The organism is Thalassotalea euphylliae (assembly GCF_003390335.1).
GTDB lineage: Bacteria > Pseudomonadota > Gammaproteobacteria > Enterobacterales > Alteromonadaceae > Thalassotalea_F > Thalassotalea_F euphylliae_B.
On sequence record NZ_QUOU01000001.1, the window covers coordinates 557,355 to 578,451 of the forward strand.

Annotated in this window: 23 protein-coding genes and 1 pseudogene; 7 read left to right on the forward strand and 17 right to left on the reverse strand. The window is 45.6% G+C overall.

Translation table 11 applies throughout. From position 1 onward, the window contains the following. Nucleotides 1-40 precede the first annotated feature (40 nt). The 3 genes from DXX93_RS02440 to DXX93_RS02450 all read right to left on the reverse strand — a co-directional run bounded on the left by DXX93_RS02440 (nt 41) and on the right by DXX93_RS02450 (nt 2,421). Entirely contained in the window at nt 41-886 is an 846-nt protein-coding gene (locus tag DXX93_RS02440) for an esterase/lipase family protein (protein WP_116006648.1), read from the reverse strand. Nucleotides 887-1,054: 168 nt separating this feature from the next. Next, nucleotides 1,055-1,663: a 2-hydroxychromene-2-carboxylate isomerase gene (locus DXX93_RS02445; protein ID WP_116006649.1), complete on the reverse strand. Its 609-nt coding sequence runs from the start codon at nt 1,661-1,663 to the stop codon at nt 1,055-1,057. A 14-nt stretch (nt 1,664-1,677) separates the two neighbouring features. Next, complete coding sequence (locus DXX93_RS02450) at nt 1,678-2,421, reverse strand: SDR family oxidoreductase (RefSeq protein WP_116006650.1); 744 nt, start codon at nt 2,419-2,421, stop codon at nt 1,678-1,680. 490 nt (nt 2,422-2,911) lie between these two features. Here DXX93_RS02450 and DXX93_RS02460 point away from each other — a divergent pair, with 490 nt between their 5' ends. Next, a complete protein-coding gene (locus DXX93_RS02460) occupies nt 2,912-4,123 on the forward strand; it encodes an iron-containing alcohol dehydrogenase (RefSeq protein WP_147302629.1) in 1,212 nt (403 codons plus the stop codon). Between the two features lie 82 nt (nt 4,124-4,205). Here DXX93_RS02460 and DXX93_RS02465 read toward each other — a convergent pair whose 3' ends face one another. Together DXX93_RS02465 and DXX93_RS02470 are read right to left on the reverse strand one after the other, a co-directional pair. After that, nucleotides 4,206-6,461 carry a xanthine dehydrogenase family protein molybdopterin-binding subunit gene (locus DXX93_RS02465; RefSeq protein WP_116006653.1) on the reverse strand — a complete coding sequence of 752 codons (2,256 nt, stop codon included), beginning with the start codon at nt 6,459-6,461 and terminating at the stop codon, nt 4,206-4,208. Between the two features lie 197 nt (nt 6,462-6,658). Next, nucleotides 6,659-7,114, reverse strand: a pseudogene (locus DXX93_RS02470) ((2Fe-2S)-binding protein); the annotation flags it as partial. Nucleotides 7,115-7,298: 184 nt separating this feature from the next. On the opposite strand from DXX93_RS02470, the gene DXX93_RS02475 reads away from it, so the two are divergent. Further along, nucleotides 7,299-7,709: an acyl-CoA thioesterase gene (locus DXX93_RS02475; protein ID WP_116006655.1), complete on the forward strand. Its 411-nt coding sequence runs from the start codon at nt 7,299-7,301 to the stop codon at nt 7,707-7,709. Nucleotides 7,710-7,911: 202 nt separating this feature from the next. Beyond that, on the forward strand, nt 7,912-8,622 hold the full coding sequence (ssb, locus tag DXX93_RS02480) for a single-stranded DNA-binding protein (RefSeq protein ID WP_116006656.1): 711 nt from the start codon (nt 7,912-7,914) through the stop codon (nt 8,620-8,622). Nucleotides 8,623-8,700: 78 nt separating this feature from the next. Here the strand turns inward: ssb and bfr (DXX93_RS02485) are convergent, their stop codons facing one another. The 6 genes from bfr (DXX93_RS02485) to DXX93_RS02510 all read right to left on the reverse strand — a co-directional run bounded on the left by bfr (DXX93_RS02485) (nt 8,701) and on the right by DXX93_RS02510 (nt 13,317). Then, entirely contained in the window at nt 8,701-9,168 is a 468-nt protein-coding gene (gene bfr / locus DXX93_RS02485; protein WP_116006657.1) for a bacterioferritin, read from the reverse strand. Nucleotides 9,169-9,177: 9 nt separating this feature from the next. After that, nucleotides 9,178-9,642 (reverse strand): bacterioferritin, encoded by a 465-nt coding sequence (bfr, locus tag DXX93_RS02490; protein WP_116006658.1) that lies wholly within the window; start codon nt 9,640-9,642, stop codon nt 9,178-9,180. A 132-nt stretch (nt 9,643-9,774) separates the two neighbouring features. Then, nucleotides 9,775-9,969 carry a (2Fe-2S)-binding protein gene (locus DXX93_RS02495; RefSeq protein ID WP_116006659.1) on the reverse strand — a complete coding sequence of 65 codons (195 nt, stop codon included), beginning with the start codon at nt 9,967-9,969 and terminating at the stop codon, nt 9,775-9,777. A gap of 286 nt (nt 9,970-10,255) precedes the next feature. After that, nucleotides 10,256-10,447: a hypothetical protein gene (locus DXX93_RS02500; RefSeq protein WP_116006660.1), complete on the reverse strand. Its 192-nt coding sequence runs from the start codon at nt 10,445-10,447 to the stop codon at nt 10,256-10,258. Nucleotides 10,448-10,680: 233 nt separating this feature from the next. Beyond that, nucleotides 10,681-11,865 (reverse strand): anhydro-N-acetylmuramic acid kinase, encoded by a 1,185-nt coding sequence (locus DXX93_RS02505; protein ID WP_116006661.1) that lies wholly within the window; start codon nt 11,863-11,865, stop codon nt 10,681-10,683. A gap of 12 nt (nt 11,866-11,877) precedes the next feature. Continuing rightward, nucleotides 11,878-13,317 (reverse strand): peptidoglycan DD-metalloendopeptidase family protein, encoded by a 1,440-nt coding sequence (locus DXX93_RS02510; RefSeq protein WP_441351379.1) that lies wholly within the window; start codon nt 13,315-13,317, stop codon nt 11,878-11,880. A gap of 167 nt (nt 13,318-13,484) precedes the next feature. Here DXX93_RS02510 and tyrS point away from each other — a divergent pair, with 167 nt between their 5' ends. From tyrS to DXX93_RS02530, 4 genes are all read left to right on the forward strand, one after another. Next, nucleotides 13,485-14,684, forward strand: coding sequence for a tyrosine--tRNA ligase (tyrS, locus tag DXX93_RS02515; protein WP_116006662.1), 1,200 nt, complete (start codon nt 13,485-13,487; stop codon nt 14,682-14,684). Nucleotides 14,685-14,968: 284 nt separating this feature from the next. Beyond that, a complete protein-coding gene (locus DXX93_RS02520; RefSeq protein WP_181902120.1) occupies nt 14,969-15,466 on the forward strand; it encodes a DUF4136 domain-containing protein in 498 nt (165 codons plus the stop codon). After that, complete coding sequence (locus DXX93_RS02525) at nt 15,459-16,088, forward strand: hypothetical protein (RefSeq protein ID WP_116006664.1); 630 nt, start codon at nt 15,459-15,461, stop codon at nt 16,086-16,088. The genes DXX93_RS02520 and DXX93_RS02525 overlap by 8 nt, the downstream gene beginning before the upstream one ends. A 140-nt stretch (nt 16,089-16,228) precedes the next feature. After that, on the forward strand, nt 16,229-16,552 hold the full coding sequence (locus tag DXX93_RS02530; protein ID WP_116006665.1) for a ribonuclease E inhibitor RraB: 324 nt from the start codon (nt 16,229-16,231) through the stop codon (nt 16,550-16,552). 36 nt (nt 16,553-16,588) lie between these two features. Here DXX93_RS02530 and DXX93_RS02535 read toward each other — a convergent pair whose 3' ends face one another. The 6 genes from DXX93_RS02535 to DXX93_RS02560 form a co-directional block, all read right to left on the reverse strand. Further along, entirely contained in the window at nt 16,589-17,215 is a 627-nt protein-coding gene (locus DXX93_RS02535; RefSeq protein ID WP_116006666.1) for a trimeric intracellular cation channel family protein, read from the reverse strand. A 28-nt stretch (nt 17,216-17,243) separates the two neighbouring features. Then, nucleotides 17,244-17,633, reverse strand: coding sequence for a rhodanese-like domain-containing protein (locus tag DXX93_RS02540; RefSeq protein WP_116006667.1), 390 nt, complete (start codon nt 17,631-17,633; stop codon nt 17,244-17,246). 128 nt (nt 17,634-17,761) lie between these two features. Continuing rightward, nucleotides 17,762-18,733, reverse strand: a complete 972-nt coding sequence (locus tag DXX93_RS02545; RefSeq protein ID WP_116006668.1) for a cobalamin biosynthesis protein CobD/CbiB — start codon at nt 18,731-18,733, stop codon at nt 17,762-17,764. Then, nucleotides 18,733-19,443: a 5'-methylthioadenosine/S-adenosylhomocysteine nucleosidase gene (mtnN, locus tag DXX93_RS02550; RefSeq protein WP_116006669.1), complete on the reverse strand. Its 711-nt coding sequence runs from the start codon at nt 19,441-19,443 to the stop codon at nt 18,733-18,735. The genes DXX93_RS02545 and mtnN overlap by 1 nt, the downstream gene beginning before the upstream one ends. Before the next feature lie 48 nt (nt 19,444-19,491). Then, a complete protein-coding gene (locus DXX93_RS21085) occupies nt 19,492-20,025 on the reverse strand; it encodes a type II secretion system protein (protein ID WP_116006670.1) in 534 nt (177 codons plus the stop codon). 160 nt (nt 20,026-20,185) lie between these two features. Beyond that, nucleotides 20,186-20,860, reverse strand: coding sequence for a DUF2726 domain-containing protein (locus DXX93_RS02560; protein ID WP_116009806.1), 675 nt, complete (start codon nt 20,858-20,860; stop codon nt 20,186-20,188). Between the last annotated feature and the right edge of the window lie 237 nt (nt 20,861-21,097).

A 21,097-nucleotide genomic window follows, 5' to 3' on the forward strand; every position in this document is an offset into this window, starting at 1 on the left:
AACCGACAGCATAGCTTACTTGTTGATTAGCGCTTGTCAGTTAGAATCGGTCACCAATAGTGTCCGCTTCTTGGTCGAGCAAATCTACCACCATCGCTTGGCAATCTTGTTTTGTGAGCAAGCCACCGTGACTAATCCACTCTAAATCAATAGCTTGAGTGCCGGGTAAATGACTGAAGGTATATGGGTAAACGATTAAGTCTTGTTTTGAGGCGATCGTGATAACTTTAGTACTGGGAATCAGCTCCTCAAAGCTCGGTAAATTCGTAATGAAATTCCCTTTGCTATAGAACATTTTTCTCGTCCACGTAAGAGCAAAACGGGTCACACTGGCCGTGCCTAGATGTGGGCTACCTAAGGTGATCACTAGCCCAATGTGAGGTGCAAGTTCAGGGTGGCGTTGCAGCACTAAACGGGTGATCAAGCCGCCCATGGAATGGGCGACGACAACTATTTTGCGCTCGGGATCGATACGAATGATCTCTTGAATGGCTTGTGCATAACGTTCGACATACACTTGTGGCGCAATATAAGGCTTGCCCATGTCTATGCCCCAAGAATCAAAGCCTTGTGCCGACAGCGTTTTGCGCAAGCCATAAAAACAGCTGCCATTCATATAAAAACCATGCACACACAAAATATAAGGGCGGTGGTTTTTGCTGATTTTAATCGGGTCTTTTTTGTCGTGTTTAGTTAATGCCCACCACACGAGTTTGGCGGAGCTGGTCATTGCTTCGAGATGAATACGCCAAAAACCTTGCAGTGTTAATTTCGGGTAACTGATGCCTAATCGCTGATGTGCGTAGACGGAGCGAAAACACAAGGCCAGAATAATAACGCAGGCTAGCAGGTAAATACTGAGTAAATAAAATAACAGACTGCTCATCAGTGGCTGACTTCCTTCTTAGTTAAGGTAAAATTTAATCAATGTTGGTACGTGATTACTGTGCTGAACCAATATTGTCACGCTAGTGATTTGATTATACTCGTAAACTAGAAAGTCAGCCGCACCAAGCGCGTAATTAGTCGGTTTCGCGGGTAACTTGCTTAATAATCACGATAAGCGCTCGGCTATTTCCGCTACCGTTTCTTTACCAAAGAACAATTCGTCTTCGATGTAAAAACTCGGCGCGCCAAAGCTGCCTTTATCCACTGAATATTGCGTGTTTGCTGCCAGCTTTTGTTTGATTTCATCACTTTGGCACAGCGTCATAATCTCATCAGCGGGCAAGTCGGCGGCAGATAACACTTCTACCAATACTTGCGCATCGTCCATCTTTAAGCCTTGTCGCCACATACCATCGAACATGGTATTAACGTACTTTTGAAACACTTCCTCGCCAAGGCTTTGGGCTGCGATTGCACCGCGCATTATCATCAAGGTATTAACTGGAAAATGCGGGTTGAGTTTAAACTTATCGGCTAGCTGGTAACGTGTTAAGAATCGGCGTAACTCCGCCTGCATATAGGCAAACTTGTTCTTTATTTTTTGATTCGCCAGAAACGGCGAGGTATTGCCAGTCGCTTTGAAAATACCACCAAGTAGTACCGGTGTATAATCAAACGTAACGGCTTTTTTCTGTGCTAATTCTTGCACTAGCAGGTGGGCTAAGTAGGCGTTAGGGCTACCAAAATCAAAGTGAAATTCGACGTTCGTGGTCATTAGTTGCTCCTTGCTTACCATTTTTCTGCATATGGACGGATATCAAGCTCGAAGGTCCATGCATCGCGAGATTGCTGATGCAGCTGCCAGTATGCTTGTGCGACTGATTCGGGCTTCATTAAACCGTCTTCTGGCAGTGAACTCTCGTCAATACCGCGCTCTTTCATCAACTGATGTACCCATTCGGTATCTACACCAGCATCAATGACCAAGTGAGCAACGTGAATATTTTGAGGGCCCAATTCACGCGCCATGGCTTGTGCGAGTGAGCGCAGACCTGCCTTGGCACTTGAAAATGCACCAAATCCGGCATTGCCTTTAACACTGGCAGTTGCGCCCGTGAAAAAGATGGAGCCACGTTTTCTTGGCACCATATATTTTGCTGCCTCGCGCCCATTTAAAAATCCCGCAAAACAGGCCATTTCCCAAACTTTATGGAATACCCGTGACGTGGTTTCTAGAATTGGGAACTGAACATTGGCACCCACGTTAAAGATCATCACGTCGATTTCGCCCACGGTATTTTCAATCTCAGCAAATACTTGTTCCACATTAGCTTCGTCGCGAGCATCTAAAGCGAAGGCTTTTGCTTTGCCCCCGAGTTTGCTTATTTCATCGACGAGTGGCGCAAGTTTTTCTGCTTTTCTGCGCCCTAAACAAACGAGATAACCTTCTTGGGCGAAGCGTTTAGCAATCGCGCTACCAATATAGTCGCCAGCCCCGACAATCAGCGCGACTTTTTCTGCTGTTGATGACATTAAATATTACTCCTGTTGCTATTTTTTCTTGTTGTTACTTTTTTGTCGTTCCTTGTTGTGCCAAACGGTACTCAGAAAAGTTTTTTTAACGCGAGTTTTAGCTCTTAAAACTGAGCAAGTCATTGGCACAGTTTAAGTATTACTTGTTTATATAAGAAATAGCTATTCCATTTTTTGATAGGGGTTAATAAATATCGCTTGCGTTTTTTTTGTGCACAGGTTTATATAGAAAAACTGAGTAATTACTCAAATTGCGAAGGTTAGCACTTAACGTGCTAATGTCTGGTTCATACCAAAAGCGTGTAGAGAACCAACTAGTGCAAGCATCAAGGTTATAAAATGCGTAATCTTTCACGATAGTGATAAAGAAAATATATGATTTGTAAAGGAAAATTAGGTGAGTTGGCGAGTACATCAAGCTTTGCTTTATAAGGCATCAACACAGAGTTGTTATTATTTTTAATACCGACTGAGACAATGGAGAATAGGTGTGCGTTCAACGATTAATAAATATGCGATTAAGTGTCTTTCGACATTTTTCCCAACGAAAAAACCAACGCTATTTCAAGGGCAAGGAGCAACGGCTAAGTTAACGGAATTAATGGTGGTCAATGGTCACAAACGACCACTAATCATTGTTGATGGTTTTCTTCATGCCAATGGTGCCATACAAGGCACTATTGAAAGCTTCACCAAAGCGGGCTGCGAAGTGTCAGTATTTGATGGTGTTGCGGCAAATCCCACCTTTAAAATTGTTGAAGATTGCTTGAGTTTAGCGATCGCCAATAAATGTGACAGCGTGTTGGTTGTCGGTGGTGGATCGGCGATTGATACGGCTAAAGTGGTCAGCGCGGCGTTAACCAATGGTGCGGTGTCGAGCAAGCTGATCGGTATGCTGAAAGTCAAAAATGCGCCGTTACCTTTCTATGCCGTGCCGAGTACATCAGGCACAGGCTCTGAGGTCACCTCGGTTGCGGTAATCTCGGATACCAGCACCCATAAAAAGCAGTTCTTTATTGACCCTGAATATGTGCCAGTGGCGGCAGCGTTAGACCCTGAGCTTATTGCCAGCTTGCCACCCGAAATGACGTCAACAACTGGCATGGATGCACTAACGCATGCAATTGAGGCTTATACCTCAACCGTAAAATTTAGTGATGCGGAGCGTGACGCCGTTTCTGCTATTCGTTTATTGGTGAAGTATTTACCTATTGCTTACCAGGATGGCAGCGATTTACACGCCAGAGAAATGGTGGCACTGGGGTCATTTTTAGCGGGTTATGCCTTTAGTAAAACCGGCCTTGGCTATGTACACGCTATTTCTCATCAAATTAGCGCGCATTACAATACTCCGCATGGCCTAGCTAATGCGGTGATATTGCCGAAAGTACTGCGTTACAATCAAAGTGTTTGTCAATCGCGCTTTGCCGAACTAGAGCGTGCTTTAGCCACACCGCCAAAATCGTTAGATGAAAAAGTGCTTGCGGCAGATTTTATCAAGCGTATTGATGAGCTATCAGAAGCAGTGCAAATTCCGGCAACACTCGAGGGCCTAAAAGACAGTGATTTTGATGCCATTGCGTGTGATGCCTTGTCAGAGGCAAATCAGTCTTACGCTGTCCCTAAAGTGATGAAGGCATCCAACGTAAAAACGATCCTACAAGCTATTGTCAATGGCGAGCGCAATGTTGTTTTTGCCTAGCGTTTAGTTGAATAGCGCAACTAGAAGACAAACCCGTGAATCAAAGTCGGTTGATTCACGGGCTTTTTTATCGGGAAGTTGTTTATACAGATTCGTTAAGCGTTAGTGGCAATGAACGAAGGCGCTTGCCAGTGGCCGCATAAATTGCATTGCCAATAGCCGCTGCGATAGGGGGCACACCCGGTTCACCCACGCCTGTAGGTGGCTTGGTTGACGGCACAATATAAACGTTAATTTGCGGTGTTTGCGGATAACGCATGATCGGATAATCGTGGAAGTTTGTTTGTGCTATTTGGCCATTCTCAATCTTTACTTGGCTGTTCAATGCCGCCGACATACCAAAAATAATGCTACCTTCCATCTGCGCTTTGATAACGTCAGGGTTGATCGCGACGCCGCAATCAATAACACAGGTAACCGAGTGAACAATAACCTTATCTGCCTCAACTGAAACGTCAGCAATTTGTGCCACTGCGGTTTTTAATGAACGATGCACGGCAACACCTAGCGCGCGCTTGCTAATGCTAGTTGACTCTGGGCTAGTTGATGCTGATTTAGATGGCCAATTAGCATGCTGTGCAGCCATGCTGAGCACGTGCTTTAGCCCCTCATCTTTTAAGTTTTTCAAGCGAAACTCGACAGGGTCATGATCGGCTTGATAGGCGAGCTCATCAATAAAGGTTTCTTTAAAAAATCCACTAAGTGAATGGCCTACACCGCGCCAGTAGCCCGTGCGAATGCCAGGATCGTAAGTGACGTTGCGAATTTCACAATGCTCAGGCAAGTAGTCTTCAAATAGCCCTTCAACGCTGGAGGTTTCATTCTTCCAGTTGTTGATCACATCGCCGCCGCGTTTTGCCAGCCAAGCGGAAACACCCGAAGGGACAAATGCCGGCAGCACCGCAGGTAAAGCTTCGGGCAACACATAGGGGAAAATATTAGGCCCAGCTCGTCGGCCACTGAGGACTTTTAAGTAGCCGTGGTCATCAACTTTGGCTTGATACTGAATAAGTGCTGGCGGTCGATAATAGTCATTGTGCAAGTCTTCGGTGCGCGACCAAATAAGTTGAATCGGTTTATTGGTTTGACGGGCAATGTGAGCAGCTTCCAAAATATAATCTACGCCAACACGTCGGCCAAAACCGCCCCCCATAAATTGGTTATGCAAGGTAACTTTGTCGCGATCAAGATCCAGCAGATCCGCGACACCATTGCGAGCAAACTCCGGCGCTTGCGTCCCAACCCAAATATCACATTGCTCATTATTGATATGCACAATGCAGTTCATTGGCTCCATGGTCATATGGGCAAGATAAGGTGCGAAATAAGTGGCGCTGTGATGATTCAATGCTTGGTATGTTTCGTCGTTTAGGGCATCTGCACCATCACCTTGTTTAAATGCTTTAATACCGGATTCTTGCGATAGCTTTTGCGTTAGGTGTTGCGGTAACTCACTGCTATTGAATGTCGCTAACCCCCCTTGTGACCAGTTGATCTCTATCAAAGGGATCGCTTGCTGCACTTGCCAGTAGTGTTTAGCAACAATGGCGAGACCTGTAGGCACCGCGACAACATCGGTAACCCCCTCTAGCGCAAGCGCTTTGCTGGCATCAAAATCAACAAGGGTTGCATCTATGCTTGGCCCATGGATGACGGTTGCACGATGTAAATTAGGCACATTTTCGCCCAAATCGATACCATAGTGTGCTTGCCCCGTGACTTTGGCTGTAATGTCGATTCGTTTGCTGTGTTTACCAATGTGCTGGAATTCATTAGCGGCTTTAAGTGGCGCATCATCAACGGGAGATAGCTGCGCAGCAGTTTGAATAAAATCACCCATCGGGTATTTGTTGTCTTGGAAAACAACAAAACCATCGTTAAGGGCTAGCGCATTTCGGTGCGTGTTAAGTTGAGTACTGGCAGCTTTAAGTATTGTTGCTCGTGCATTTGCCGCGGCTTGACGAAGCGGCAGGTAATGCTCGCGAATACTGCTGCTGCCCCAAGTACCTTGCATGTTGTAACCAGTATTGGTGTAGGTTTTATCAACCGGGGCAAAATGCACGTTAATGCGCTCAGGAGCAAGTGCCAGTTCTTCGGCAATTAATGTGGTTAACCCGTGGTAAATACCTTGTCCCATTTCATCGCGTGGCAACACAAAATGTACTTCACCTGTGGCGAGAATTTGAATAAAGCCTTCATCTTGATAACTGGCGCTGCTTGTTTGCGCAATGGCATGTGGTTTTGCCGCACAACCTGATACGGGAACAATTAAACTGGCGCTGGATGCTGCGGCAAGCTTAGTGCTTAATTTGAGAAAGCCACGACGAGTAATAGTCATTACACTGCCTCCCTTGTAGCTTTTACTCCTGTATCAGCTTTGCTAGGCACTTCTCGCTTAGCAGGCTCAAATATTTCGACGCCACTGCTAGCTGTGGTTACATTAGTTGCTTGGGTTGCATTAGTTGCATTGCTTGCTAGGGTTACTGCAGCACTAGTATTTACAGCTGACTCTTTGGGCGAGCTTTGCGGCAAAGGTTGCCCGTTGCTGATCACTCGCTTGATGGCTTTTTCAATTCTTGGGTAAGTACCGCAGCGACAGATATTACCTGCCATCGCGGCTTGAATATCCTTGTCACTCGGATTGGTATTTTTCTCTAATAGCGCCAGCGCCGACATGATTTGCCCTGACTGGCAATAACCACATTGTGGTACATTTTCATCGACCCAAGCTTGTTGCACAGGGTGCAGTGATTCGCCATCAGCAATCCCTTCAATTGTCGTTACCCTTTGACCATTAGCTGCACTCACTGGCAGTACACATGTACGCACAGGCTCACCATTTAAATGCATGGTACATGCACCGCATAAGCCCATACCGCAGCCAAACTTACTCCCAGTTAGACCAATGACTTCGCGCACCACCCAAAGTAAAGGGGCGTTAGGATCAACATCGAGTGCTGTGGATTTACCGTTAATTTCAAACTTGATCATCGTGTTTTTCAGCCAGTTCGGGGGAATTCGTTCGATTTTCTTTGATTATAGAGATATTTAATTGGTGCGTGTTATTCCTTTTTTTATTTACTGATAGCAAAGTTGGCTTGAAGTTTTTGCTCGTTGCTAGCGTATTGTCTCAATTTGGTTAATATAAGCGTTTTGCAATAACCATGAGATGACAATGTTCACGGAATCTTTTACGCCGCATTTTAGTGACACCGACGCGCTTGGTCACATTAACAACACAAAAGTTCCCATTTGGTTTGAAGGCGCGAGAACGCCTGTATTTAGGCTGTTTACGCCAACCTTAGATACCGCAAACTGGCCTCTTATTTTGGCCAAAATTGATGTCTCATTTGAAGCGCAAATGTATTATGGCGAGACCATGGAAGTGCGCACCGCAATTAGCCGAATTGGTGGCTCTTCATTTGATGTTTACCAAGAGCTTTGGCAAAACGGTCAGCGGGTTGCCAGTGGCACGGCGGTCATGGTGCACTTTGATTTTAAACAGCAAAAATCAGCGGCTATTCCGGAAAATATTCGTCTGCTATTAACCGAGCATATAGTCGAGTCTTCACCAGGCGCTAGCTAGCTCTGGCTTGGCAGTAATGATCATTATTGGGGGGCAAGATTTTTAGATCAGATAAAGATCTTTTACTGTTGCATCGAGCCACACAGTGGTAGAATCGATCAGCTCAGATGATCAATTTTCTATCGTGCGCCTGTGAGCGAATAACGATGGTTTTATAGTCAGTACGTGTTGCTTACTGTCAGATATTGAATAGGAAATATACATGGCCAGTCGTGGTATTAATAAAGTAATTATTGTAGGTAATTTGGGTCAAGACCCAGAAGTTCGTTTTATGCCAAACGGCGGCGCTGTGGCTAACTTTACCGTTGCAACCAGTGAAACTTGGAAAGACAAGCAAACAGGTGAACAAAAAGAGAAAACCGAGTGGCACCGTATTGTCATGTATCAGCGCCTTGCTGAAATTGCTGGTGAATACCTGAAAAAAGGCTCAAAGGTTTACTTAGAAGGTCGCCTACAAACGCGTAAATGGCAAAACCAACAAGGCCAAGATCAATACACGACAGAGATCATCGTTAACGACATGCAAATGTTAGATTCTCGTGGCCAAGGTCAAGGTGGTTTTCAGCAGCAAGGCGGTTACAACCAAGCACCTCAGCAGCAGGGCGGTTTTAAGCCAGCAGCGCAGCAAGGTGGCTTTAACCAAGCCCCTCAACAGCAGGGTGGTTTCAACCAAGCTCCGCAGCAGCAAGGTGGCTTTAACCAAGCACCAGCGCAGCAGCCAAGTCAGCCGCAAGGTGGTTTTAACCAAGCCCCTCAACAGCAGGGCGGTTTCAATCAAGCGCCTGCTCAGCAGCCAGGCCAAGCACAAGGTGGTTTTAACCAAGCACCTCAGCAGCCAGCACAACAGCCAGCAGCGCCTAAGGTAAACCCACAAGAACCAACTATCGATTTTGACGACGATATTCCGTTCTAGCAAATTCGACATAACGAATTGTCTATAAAAATGCCCGCGTATCAAGCGGGCATTTTTGATTCTCAACTTCTCGCAGCTTTACATTTGCGATTGTAAGTAGTTACTTAATCCAATTTTATCAATCAGGCCAAGTTGCTGTTCTAGCCAGAACGCGTGATCTGACTCCGTATCGTTAATGAGCGTTTGCAGCATATCGCGGCTTACATAGTCTTGCTTGCTCTCGCATAGGGCGATTACTTCTTTGAGCTTTTCATCAACGGCGTATTCAACGCGCAGATCGCTGGCGAGCATTTCTGGCACATCTTTGCCTATCTTTAAACCTTCGCGCTTGACCATGTCAGGCGTGCCTTCAAGAAAGAGAATTCGCTCAATCAGTAGAGATGCATGACCTTTTTCGTCGTCAAACTCGTGATCAATGCGTTCAAAGAGCTTGTGAAAGCCCCAGTCGTGGTACATTCTTGAATGAATGAAGTATTGATCCATGGCTGCAAGCTCATAGGCAAGCAGGTCATTTAAGCTGTCGATTATTGCTTTATCACCTTTCATTGTTGTCTCCTAAAGCTGTGCTTGTAGATATTTTTCTAATCCCATATTTTCGATTTGGTATTCTTGGGTTTCGATCCAATCGATATGCTCTTCTTCGCCTTCAAGAATTTCAGTTAGCATGTCGCGACTGACGAAGTCTTGCTCTGTTTCACACAAGGCAATGGCTTCTTGCAATACTGCGCGCTGGCTAATTTCAAATTTGTAATCACAACTGAGCATTTCCGGTGTTTCTTCGCCAATGGCTAATTGACCCAACTGTTGCAGGTTAGGTAAGCCTTCGAGGAAGAGAATGCGTTCAATAAGCTTGTCTGCTTGCTTCATGTCAAGAATCGACTTTTTATAGCACTTGTCGTTAAGTTGACTAAAGCCCCAGTTTTTATAGATTCGCGCATGTAAAAAGTACTGATTGATCGAGGTGAGCTCGGTCGTTAATACCTTGTTTAACATCGCGATAATGTTGGTATGCGATTTCATGATATTGTCCGTTACATATATAGGGCAATATCAGTATAGTGAGGTTAGCGTGAAAAGCAAAAAAACTAACAAACTCAATGAGTTGTTAAAAATAATGATTATCAATTAGCTTATTGATAGCAAATATTTTTGCTAGCCTACATCTTTAAATAGGCTTTCATCAACGATTGTATTATCAATCACTTGTTGAGTGAGTTTTACACAGGTACCACATTGGGAGGCAATATCAAGTTGCTGTTTAAGTTCGCGAATTGAACCCACACCACGCTCGATAACCATTTGTTTGATTTGCTTATCTGTAATGCCTTTGCATATACAAACGTACATCAGTACCTCTTAAAATCACTGGGAATGTATGAAAAACGTAAGTGATAATAGTTATTATTTAATTTGTGATCAAGTGATAAATCCGAGCAATTTGCTAAGGTATTAGCCGTAAAGGATTTTATTTTTTCGCAGGCTTTATCTGTGGGGGAAGAAGAGCTCAGGTGAATAGCTCAAAGCTGGGTCAATGCGTTACGCTAACGGTGAAATCGCCCAGTGTAAAACATAACGCAAAAAGCCCGTTACTTTGATGGGCAACGGGCTTTTTGTTTTAACCGTGTTTACCTTATTAGTAGTAAATATCCTGCCTGTTATGTGCTTGAGGGTCTTCAATAAGATCCTCAAAATTAACTTCAATACTGCTATTATTTTCAGTGTCAGCTATGTAAACGGTACGTGTAGAGCTGTCTATCCATGTTACGGTGCCACTTCCTTTCTTACTTCCGCACTTCATGCCAATATGAATATCGTTAAACTCCATCGCTCCTCCTAAAAGAATGTTGAGATATACCGCAGATCCTTAGATTGAACGTTCTGACAATAGTTCCCAGATCACATATTTCGTTAATAAGGTGTTGGTCAATTTTAGTTGACCACTACAAGACAAACCGTCATTGAGTATCGAAGTTAGCTCTCATGCGCGAGTTTTTGTCGAATCACTGCTGTGAGATTAATTGTCGGCGGTGAAGTGAATGAAGCGAATAGTGCGAAGCGTTATGGCGTAAAAAGCACGCCTAGCGTGGTTCTGGCTTTGGCGCCAGTTACCGCTGGTAAGTTACTGGGCAATTGCTGTGTAAACGCGTAAGCAAGCCAAGCAAACGCCATCGCTTCGAGTTGGTCGCCATCAATACCCAATGCGTCAATTGGTGCGACAGTAGCGTTCAGTTGTTCGGCTAGTACTTTCTTTAAGGGGGGGTTCTGTCGACCACCGCCACATAACCAAATATTAGGAAGTTTAGCAGCATTTTTTTGATGTGAGTTGAGGCAAGGTGACGTAGCCGTTAGCTGTTGAATTTCGTCAGCAATGGTTCTCGCGGTAAAACTAAGCAGTGTCGCCTGAACGTCCTCTGGCTTGAGTTCGCGACCCGTTAAATGTTGAGTGAGCCAAGCTAGGTTAAATACCTCACGGCCAGTGCTTTTGGGTGCAGGTTGGCTAAAATAGGCATCGCTAAGCAGTGCGGTTAGCAGCTCGTCATTACATTGGCCTGATGCTGCCCATGCACCGCTTTCATCAAAACCCCCTTGGTTGTGGTGGTGCTGATACCAGTCGTCCAGTAAACAGTTACCGGGGCCGGTATCATAGCCAAGCACGTGTTGGCTTTTCGTTGGTAAATAAGTCAGGTTGGCGATACCACCAATGTTAACGATGACATTGGCTTGCTGCGCTGCTGGTGTGCTTGCCAGCACAAATTGATGAAACGGTGGAACCAGCGGCGCACCTTGCCCACCTAAGGCAATGTCTTTCACTCGAAACTGGCCGACAACAGGAATGCCTGTTAAACACGCAAGTGTTTGGCTGCAGCCTATTTGTAAGGTAAACGGAAAAGCTTCTGCTTGATTGGGCAATGAAGGGCGGTGACGAATTGTCTGGCCGTGATTACCAATGGCAATCACATCATCAGCGCTAATATCGGCTACACGCAATAATTCCTCAACGGCTTGGGCAAAGCGCTGGGCTAGTGCTTTGTCCAGTCGGTTAGCGCGTTCAATTTCGTCGCTACCCGAACAATAAAGTGAGGTGATTTGCGCCTTAATTTGCTCGTCGTATGCTTGGTAATGGCTGGCGACTAATCTTGGTCTCGTTTCTTTACCGCTTTTGTCGTCATTGAAAGTGACTAGCGCAACATCAATACCGTCGGCGCTAGTGCCAGACATTAAGCCAATGTAGTACGTCGCCATGAAAACCTGTTGTTAGCCATTGTTCTGGCGATTACCTTGCATTGCCAGTAGCGCTTGTTTTGAACCGTTTAGCTCTTGAATACGCTTTTCGGCGACAGCAGCAAAGGCTTGCTTGTACTTTTTCGCGATAGGTTTAGCATCCGGTAATTTCACCGTGCGTGGGTTGCGGTGCGTACCGTTAACTAAGAACTCATAGTGCAAGTGCGGTGCTTGAGACATCCCGGTTGAGCCAACATAACCAATGACTTCCCCTTGCTTAACGCGCTGGCCTTTTTTCACCGCGCGTTTAGAAAAGTGCAAGTATTTAGTGACAATGCCATCGCCGTGCTGAATAAACACGTAATTACCGTTGTACTTGTTGTACGTCGAATGCGTAACTTTGCCGTTGCCAGCAGCCACTACCGGAGTGCCAGTTGAAGCGCGATAATCGACGCCGTTATGGGCTTTCCAACGTTTTTGAATGGGATGAAAACGACGAGGTTTAAAGTTCGAGCTAATATAGCGGAAGTTCACTGGCGCGCGTAAAAACGCTTTGCGCATGCTTTTTCCTGCTGGTGTGTAGTATTCGTCATCGGTAAAGCGAATGGCTTTGAATTCTTCGTCTTGGTTGACAAACTCTGCCGCGAGTATTTTGCCTGGGCCGATGTACTCGCCATCGACATAGCGGTTTTCATACACCACGTGGAAGCTATCACCTTTGCGAATATCTAGCGCAAAGTCGATATCCCAGCCGAAAATATTGGCAAGCGAGATAATTTGGTTATCGTCAAGACCCGCGCTGATGCCAGCATTCCAAAAACTGGAGTTGATAATACCGTGTGCGAAGGTTTCACGCACTTCAACGGCTTTTTCTTCTGTGTGGGTTTGATATTTGCCGTCAACTAAATCGACATATAAGGTTTTGATGCGCGACAGCGGATAAGCCAATGACACAAGCTCGCCCTGATCGTCTTTGCCAATGCGCAAGGTATCGCCAACATTAATTTTCTTTAACTGTTTGGCGGCTTTGTCTACTTCGTAAGTAGTGCGGGCGCTCAAGCCTGCACGTTTGAATATTTTGGCTAACGAGTCGCCTTTTTTAACGGTTGCTGATTGCCAATTAAGCACTGGCGCTACTACTTGGGCTTGTTTTGAGTTTTCAGCTGCTTCAACAGGCTCGACTAAATTGTTAGCAAGTGTGTCTACATCACTGTTTTGTTGATTTTTTACGCTGTTTTCGCTGTGGGTTGCGAGGTTTTCGTCACGAGTTAATTGGGCAACTGGCTCGCTTTTCGCAACTTGAGTCACACCTTGAGCAGTGACTTGATAGCGCTTACCCACTTCCAATGCGGATGCTTGTTTACTGGCGGTGGCTTTTTCCGACGGAAGCAGTAACGACAGGACCAGCAGGGAAGATACAACGCTGATCACTACCTTGTGCTGCTTAGGCAGAGATAAATATAAATTTTTTATATTTTTCAATTGGCTACTACTCAAGTCATCAATCCGAGGTGAAAACAGTGGGGTCACTATAACAAAAAAATGTAGGTTAAACAGTAACAGGGTTTTATCCAGCCCTTAATTTACAGTAGAATCGGCGACTTATTGATGAAATATTTGACCGATGTGGAGCGAGTTACATGACCGATGTCAGCCAAGCGTTTGCGGAAATTAAACGCGGTGCCGAAGAAATTTTGCTAGAAGATGAGCTATTAGAAAAGCTCAAGCAAGGTAAACCATTAAAGATTAAGGCTGGCTTTGATCCAACGGCTCCAGATCTGCACTTAGGTCATACGGTATTGATCAACAAATTGCGTCAGTTCCAACAGCTTGGCCATGAAGTTATTTTCCTGATTGGTGACTTCACCGGTATGATCGGCGATCCAACGGGTAAAAACGTCACGCGTAAGCCGTTAACGCAAGAAGATGTGTTGGCCAATGCGGAAACCTACAAAGAGCAAGTGTTCAAAATTCTTGACCCGGCCAAAACGCGCGTTGAATTTAACTCAACGTGGATGGAAAAATTAGGTGCTGCGGGCATGCTAAAACTGGCTTCACGCCAAACTGTAGCGCGTATGATGGAGCGCGACGACTTCAAAAAGCGCTATGCAGGCGGCCAAGCAATTGCCATTCACGAATTTATGTACCCACTGGTTCAAGGTTGGGATTCTGTGGCCCTTGAAGCTGACGTAGAGCTTGGTGGTACCGATCAAAAGTTCAACCTATTAATGGGGCGTGAACTACAAAAAGTGGAAGGCCAGCGCCCACAAACGGTATTGATGATGCCATTACTTGAAGGTTTAGACGGTGTGCAAAAGATGTCTAAATCTCTGGGTAACTACATTGGTATCACTGACACGCCAACGGAAATGTTCGGTAAGATCATGTCAATTTCTGACGATCTGATGTGGCGCTACTACGACTTACTAAGCTTTAAGCCGATTGAAGAAATCGACGCCTTCAAACAGCAAATCGCAGATGGCGCGAACCCGCGTGACGTGAAAATCGAGCTAGCGAAAGAAATTATCGCACGTTTCCACGATCAAGCGGCGGCTGATGCAGCTCACCAAGAGTTCATCAACCGTTTCCAAAAAGGTGCAATGCCAGATGAAATGCCAGAGCTAACCATTGATACAACTGATGGCGTGATTGCTATTGCTAATTTACTTAAAGAAGCAGGCTTGGTAGCCAGTACGTCTGAAGCGATGCGTATGATTAAGCAAGGCGCTGCGAAAATTGATGGCGAGAAAGTTGCTGATAACAAAGTGCAAATTGCAGCGGGGACAACCGCAGTTTACCAAGTGGGTAAGCGCAAATTTGCCCGTGTAACTACTGCCTAAATTTTTCTGCATAATCAGTTCGGCTTAGTCACTTCGGCTTAGCCAAAGCGAATAAAGCTCAAATAACCTCAATGAAAGCCAGCGACTTGCTGGCTTTTTTATGCTTGTATTTTCTTGGTCACTCGGTAGGCTAACTGACAAGAATCGTTAAATAATAAAACTAATCTATGCGAATCAGCTCGCTTAAACGCTTTTTTCACTTCACTAAGTTTGCTCGCCGCTTATGCTGCCTTAGCGCTTTTTTGTTGTTAACTGCTTGCAGTTCGCAACCTAAAGTTGCCATTGTGAAATACCAGCCAATTTTCGACTTTAGCCAAGTGAAATCTTATGGCTTGTATCAGCGCGATGACGAGTTTAGTGACTGGCAGTTAGTGAGCGATGGCATGCGTAACGGTATTGAATTAGCGATTGAGCGAGCGATGGATAATCATGGTCTAACGTTAAAAGACAGCACACAAGCTGATGTGATCGTTACTTATTATGTCGTGCGCCAAAGCCAACGCAGTTTTAAAACCTATAATCTCGGGGTTAACTATTGTTCGTATTGCTTAATTAACAGTAAAACAGGCACGAGAGCTGCTCGGCTCGATATTCCCCCCGGCAGTTTAGTGATTGATGTGGTCAAACCGAAACATCGGCGCTCAGTTTGGCGGGCAAGCTATCCACTGGGTATTCGCGAAAAGGATACGAGTTTGGAAGTCAACAATAAAGTCCAATACGCGGTCGCTGCGATGCTCAAGCAGTTTGGACAAATAAACCCCTTGGCTAACCACAGTGCCTAAGTCGTCAGAGCCTACTGGCTATCAACGCCATATCAAGCAGGCGAGTATTTCTCAAATCATCTTTAAATGGTTGATAATCGCCTGCGTTGTCCTTGCCATATTAGCGAGCGTGTTACTTGCCTTGGGTTATATGCTCAAAGAAAATGAGCGCAAAACACGTGCGCTAAAAGCGGAATTGGAGCAAGCGGCTCAGGTCAAGCAAACGCCACTTAACGATGTGCGTGACAGTGAGGCGAGCATTGCCAGAGAGTTAACGCCGCTGTCAGCGTTAGCCTCTGGAAGTACCCTACAAGCTGATCAAAAACAGGCTGCTGAAAAAGAGCGCCAAGTGCAGGCTAAAATCAAGCAACAGCTCGCTATTGATATTGCTCGGCTGCAACAATTAGATCAGGCTAAAAATATCATACTGAATAATTTGGTTTGCCAGAACGTCAACCAATGCCACTTTATTGATACCCAATCTATCGATCTTGGCTGTGTGATCGCCGTGAATACGATAGGTAAGAGCATGTTGAGTCGCCAAGAGTTTATTCAGGCGTTCAGCAAAACGGACAATGAATGCGAGGAGCGCATTAGCGAGTTATCGCTGACATGCCATCACAATATCTGTTCAATTCAATAGATAGCCCAATTCAATAGCCAAGGAGGTGTTTAAACACTTCTATATCAAGCTTGATAGCGCTATTGGCGACTAACTGTTACTCGCATCTTCAAATAGCTTGGGTATAATGCCGAGCATCTTCTGTTAATTGTGTCACTACTATGTCTTTTCCCAATGATGATACGGGTAATGTCCTGCGCGAAATGCAACAAGCAGGTATTGATTTAAGCGAAATGCATGACGTTGTCTTCTTTCAGCTATTTGAAGAAAAAGCGCAGGCTGAGCAGCTGGTTGCGCATTTAAAGTCGGCAGCGCCAACCATGCAAGTGGTGCTTCATCCAGATGAAACCCCCAATATTTGGGATGTTGACTGCACTGTTTGCATGGTGCCTAGTTACGATGGCATCGTCGCACAAGAAGCCGAATTCGAACAATTGGCGGCAAAATTTAAAGGTTACAATGACGGCTGGGGTATCGAAGCCTAATACGACTTTGGGCTACGACAGTGGGCTAGGTTTGTATTATTCGTGCTCTTTATCGCGAATATGAAATGCTGGCAGGGAGACTCGCCAATAAATGGCCGCTAAGCGCAATGCTAACGTGGTTGTCATGGCAAGCACTAAGGTTAAGGCGTGATCTTCCCCGTACCAAGAAAGCAACGCGAATAAGCTGCTACCTAGCATGGCAGCGGTTGCGTAGATTTCTTGCCGTAAAATCAGTGGAATCACATTACAGAGCACATCGCGGATCATGCCGCCAGCAACGCCCGTAATGGTGCCTAACACCACGGCAGCCGGAATGGGCGCACCCAATGACAACGCTTTTTCCGTGCCGACGACGGCAAACAACGCCAACCCAAACGCATCAGCAATAAGTAAAAAACGCGTCGGTATGCGTTTCGGGCGGCGGATAAATAAAATAGTGAGCAGCGCGGTTAAACATATTACCCACAGGTAATAGCTATTCGCGAGCCAGAATACGGGTGCACCCAAAATAATATCGCGGATCGTTCCGCCGCCAATGGCGGTCACCGCTGCTAAGACAATCACACCAAATGGGTCGAGTTTAAATCGACCTGCCATTAACGCGCCAGAGAGCGCAAAGACCACAGTGCCGAAAATATCAGACCAGAATAACAACTCGTTCATCGCTTAACTTATACCAATTAATACCAACTTAATTTTCAGTCTCTAGCGGCAAACCGCTCGCTTGCCAAGCGACAACGTCACCGGTTAAATGCCAAACATTGGTATAACCCTTGTTTCGCAGTATTTGTTCGGCAATACCAGCGCGGCGTCCAGAGCGACAGTAAACAATAATATTGGCGTCTTTGTTGCTGGGCAGCTTGGCGAGCTCATCACTTAGGGTCATGTGGCTGATATTAATTGCCGATTGAATATGGCCGCTTTGATATTCTTCACTACTGCGTACATCTAACAAAGTGTAGCCCGTTGTGTAAGGTGCATTGATAAGGCTTAGCAGATGCGCTTGAGAGACACTTGGCCTGTCGGATGCAAAGGCTAAACTGTTGACCAACATAAGGAAGATAGAGGTTAACTTATTCATTTTGGCTCCTGACGGTGTAGTTAAAGGGGACGTTGCTAGAGAGTTCGTGCCCAATTGGTATTCATTATAGTGATGAATTCAATGTCAGCTGGCAGTTTGAGCAGGGCAATTCGTATTGGTTAAGGCAATTAAGTGAGCGTTTGTGATGCCGCCCAACTTAACACGTAGTAGCTGATAACGAGTACAACAAGTAGCGTATTGATACGGCCAATAAATTGATAACTTTGCGCCACGGCGTTGCGATCAGGCGCTCTGCCTTTGCTATTGAACTCAGTACGTCTGAGCTTTTTGCCATCGTACATCGCGACACCGGCAAGCTTAATGTTTAATGCGATTGCGAAAAACTGGATCAGCGCATCGTTGTTCAATTGGAAAAATTTTGGCAAGGTCAAGCGCCACAACAAGGTTGATTGCTGGCCAAAAGACAGCAGTAGACCCGCCAGCAAAAAGAGTCGACTAGGTAACCAGGTAAGCACTTGCGACAGCGCATTGGCAAAGCCGCCAAATGTAGCCATGTTAGGGCGCTTGGGATTCCACGCGTAATGCATTTCGAGCAACAAACGATAGCTGACGGCGGCAAGCGGACCAGCGACCAGATAAATCAGTATCACGCTCACGGTTAACTGCATGTGCTTGACGATGAGCACTTCAATGGTGGCTTTTGACAACCCCATAGCAGACAGTTGTTCAGTTTCCCTTAACACCAGCGGTTTGAGCGTTTGCTTGGCCTTGTAATTGTCGCCAGTGCTGAGCGCTTTAATAATTTTTTTAGCTGTTGGTACTAAGGTGAGTGAGCCCAATGCGAAATAGAGGAGTAGCGCTTGCCAAAGGTGTGGTACAGCGACGAAATCGGCAAACAACCAGAGAATAACGAACAAAGGCGTAAAGGTAACAACAACGGCAACAAAGCCAGAAATGCTTTGCTGGCTTTGTCCGTTTTCCACTTTGTTCACTTTGTTGGCAAGTTGATAGCAAAAGAATTGAAAAAACTGCCATGGATTGTGCGCCGCAATGGTTTGCAGCACACGCTTAACTAACAAAACCGCCAATAGTAAAAAAAGGCTTTCAAATGGTGGCGGCAGTGCAGTCAACCAAGTCATTAGTTCAAGCTTTCGCCTTCTAATGAGTTGATCATATTCACCACTAGCTCGGAAGAGTTCACCGACGCGGTTTCTAGGTAGGCTTCAAAGGATGTTGGTGATTCTTTACCAGCAATATCAGACATCGAGCGAATCACGACAAATGGAACGCCAAATTGATGACATGTTTGCGCAATGGCTGCCCCTTCCATCTCCACTGCCGCCATCGATGGGAAGTTTGCGCGCGCTTTGGCAATATCTTCGTCAGCCGTCATAAAGGTATCACCTGTGGTGATCAGGCCAACCAATGTATTGATGTTCTCAAGCTGTTCAATACCGGCTTTGGCGGCATCAACCAGTTTAGGGTGTGGAATGTAAGCAGCAGGATTGGCAGGTAACTGGCCAATCTCGTAGCCAAACGCTGTGACGTTTACATCGTGGTAGCGTACCTCTGAGCTGACAACGATATCACCCACTTTGAGCGACTGTTCAAAACCGCCTGCAGAGCCGGTATTAACGACGTAGTCAGGGGCAAATTTGTCAATTAACAATACGGTGGCAAGTGCCGCGGCTACTTTACCGATACCCGATTGAACAATAACCACGTCACGACCATTTAATTGGCCTTCGTGAAATTCAAAACCACCATGGTTCGTGGTGGTTGGATTGGTAAGCGCTGCTTTTAAAATTGCAACCTCTGGCTCCATGGCGCCAATAATACCTGCTTTCATTGGAAATCTCGGTTAATAATAGTTAGCGCGATTATACGCCATTGAATATTAACAGCCAGTGGTAACTGTGCCGATGCGTGGCTCAGCACCAGTTTTCGGGTTGAAATAATAAGCGTAGCAAGCATCCGCTAATCGATAACCACGCTGCCAGATAAGCATTAAGCCATTGCTGTTAGCTGGGCTCGGTGTGAAATCCAGGTTAGGCGCGTTGTTCTGATTACCGACACCGCAGAGATCGTTGAGTGTGCACTCAGCATTGGCGCTTGTGAACGAAATATCTTGGCCAACATTGATCAAGAAGCGCCACGCGTTATTCCAATGACCGCTGGCAAAACCTTGGTCGACTGTAACAGTATTGCCATCAACGGTAATACTGCCATCGTCAATGTTATCAATACGCGCTTTGGCGGCAACTAAGGTTGAACTTGATGCAATAGCACCGGCAACCCCTTCAATGACTGCGGTGCGACTATCCGAGGTTAAATTGATAAACCTTGGCGCAGCTACCGCGGAAAGAATGCCGAGAATAACAATAACCACCACTAACTCAATCAAGGTGAAGCCTTTTTGCTGAGATTTCATAAACTAATCCTGTACTACTTGTTGTAAAAAAGATGTTATCAGCATCAAAGGGGCAGTGGCAATTCGTAAAGCCAGTAAAATCAGTAAAATAAGATGAAATAAAGCGATTTGGAGCCAGTGAAAAACTCGCTCCAAATCGTTTGGTATTTAGATGCTAAGGTTAGTGAGGCATAGCTGGCATAGGAGAGCCAGCCAGCGCGCCTTGGTTTGCCATTTGTTTGGCGGCGTGTGCGGTAATCGCACCAGTATTCATATCGCTAGATTCAACTGTGCCAGTGCTTTTAGGGCGGGCTCTAACCATAGGTGCCGGAATAACACGGCCTTTGATTTTAGGCGTAGTTTTTACGTTGCGACCCAGTATTTTACTGCCTAAACATGCGCGAATTTCTTCAACAGTGTAGTTTGGCTTCACTTTAATACGCACGTGAGGGATCGATGCTGCTTCTAGCGCGCCGCCAACAAACCAGTCTTTTTTGACTTTGTAGCCTTTGCCATTGGTATCGACCAAGTCAACGGCACCTAATAACTTCATGGTACTGCGCTGACAGATGACAAAATCTAAGTACTTGCTGTTTGCGCTTTTTAACGCGCTTTGGGTGGCTTTTTTGGAAACGCCGCGACGAATATTGACAATATCAGCCAAGGCAACGCGATTAAGCACTCGGTATTCTGGCCCTAGCGCACTCTCCACTAAATTGAGAAAATTCTTTTCTGCTGCGGTGTAAACAGCTGGCTTGCTGTCAAAGGGAAATGGAAAACTGTTATCAGTTAAACGGCTTGCCAATACGGCGACAATTGCGATCAAACTGATCAGTGCAAAAAGGATAAGCTCCATAAACATCTCCAACGATTCAAATTCTTGACGGGTTACCGATATAACCTGTTAAAGCAGAATGTGTGCCAGAGATCTGAAATAACCTCAGCTTTAAATAATTAATGTGCTTCTAGCGGCTCTTTTTCCTGCTATCAGCGTTGAATTTACTTGCAATAGGCCAGCTATTGACGCGCAAATTCGCCTTGATATCAGAAAAAATTTCTCGCTAGAAGTAGCTATAAAATTCAGCGTATGAAT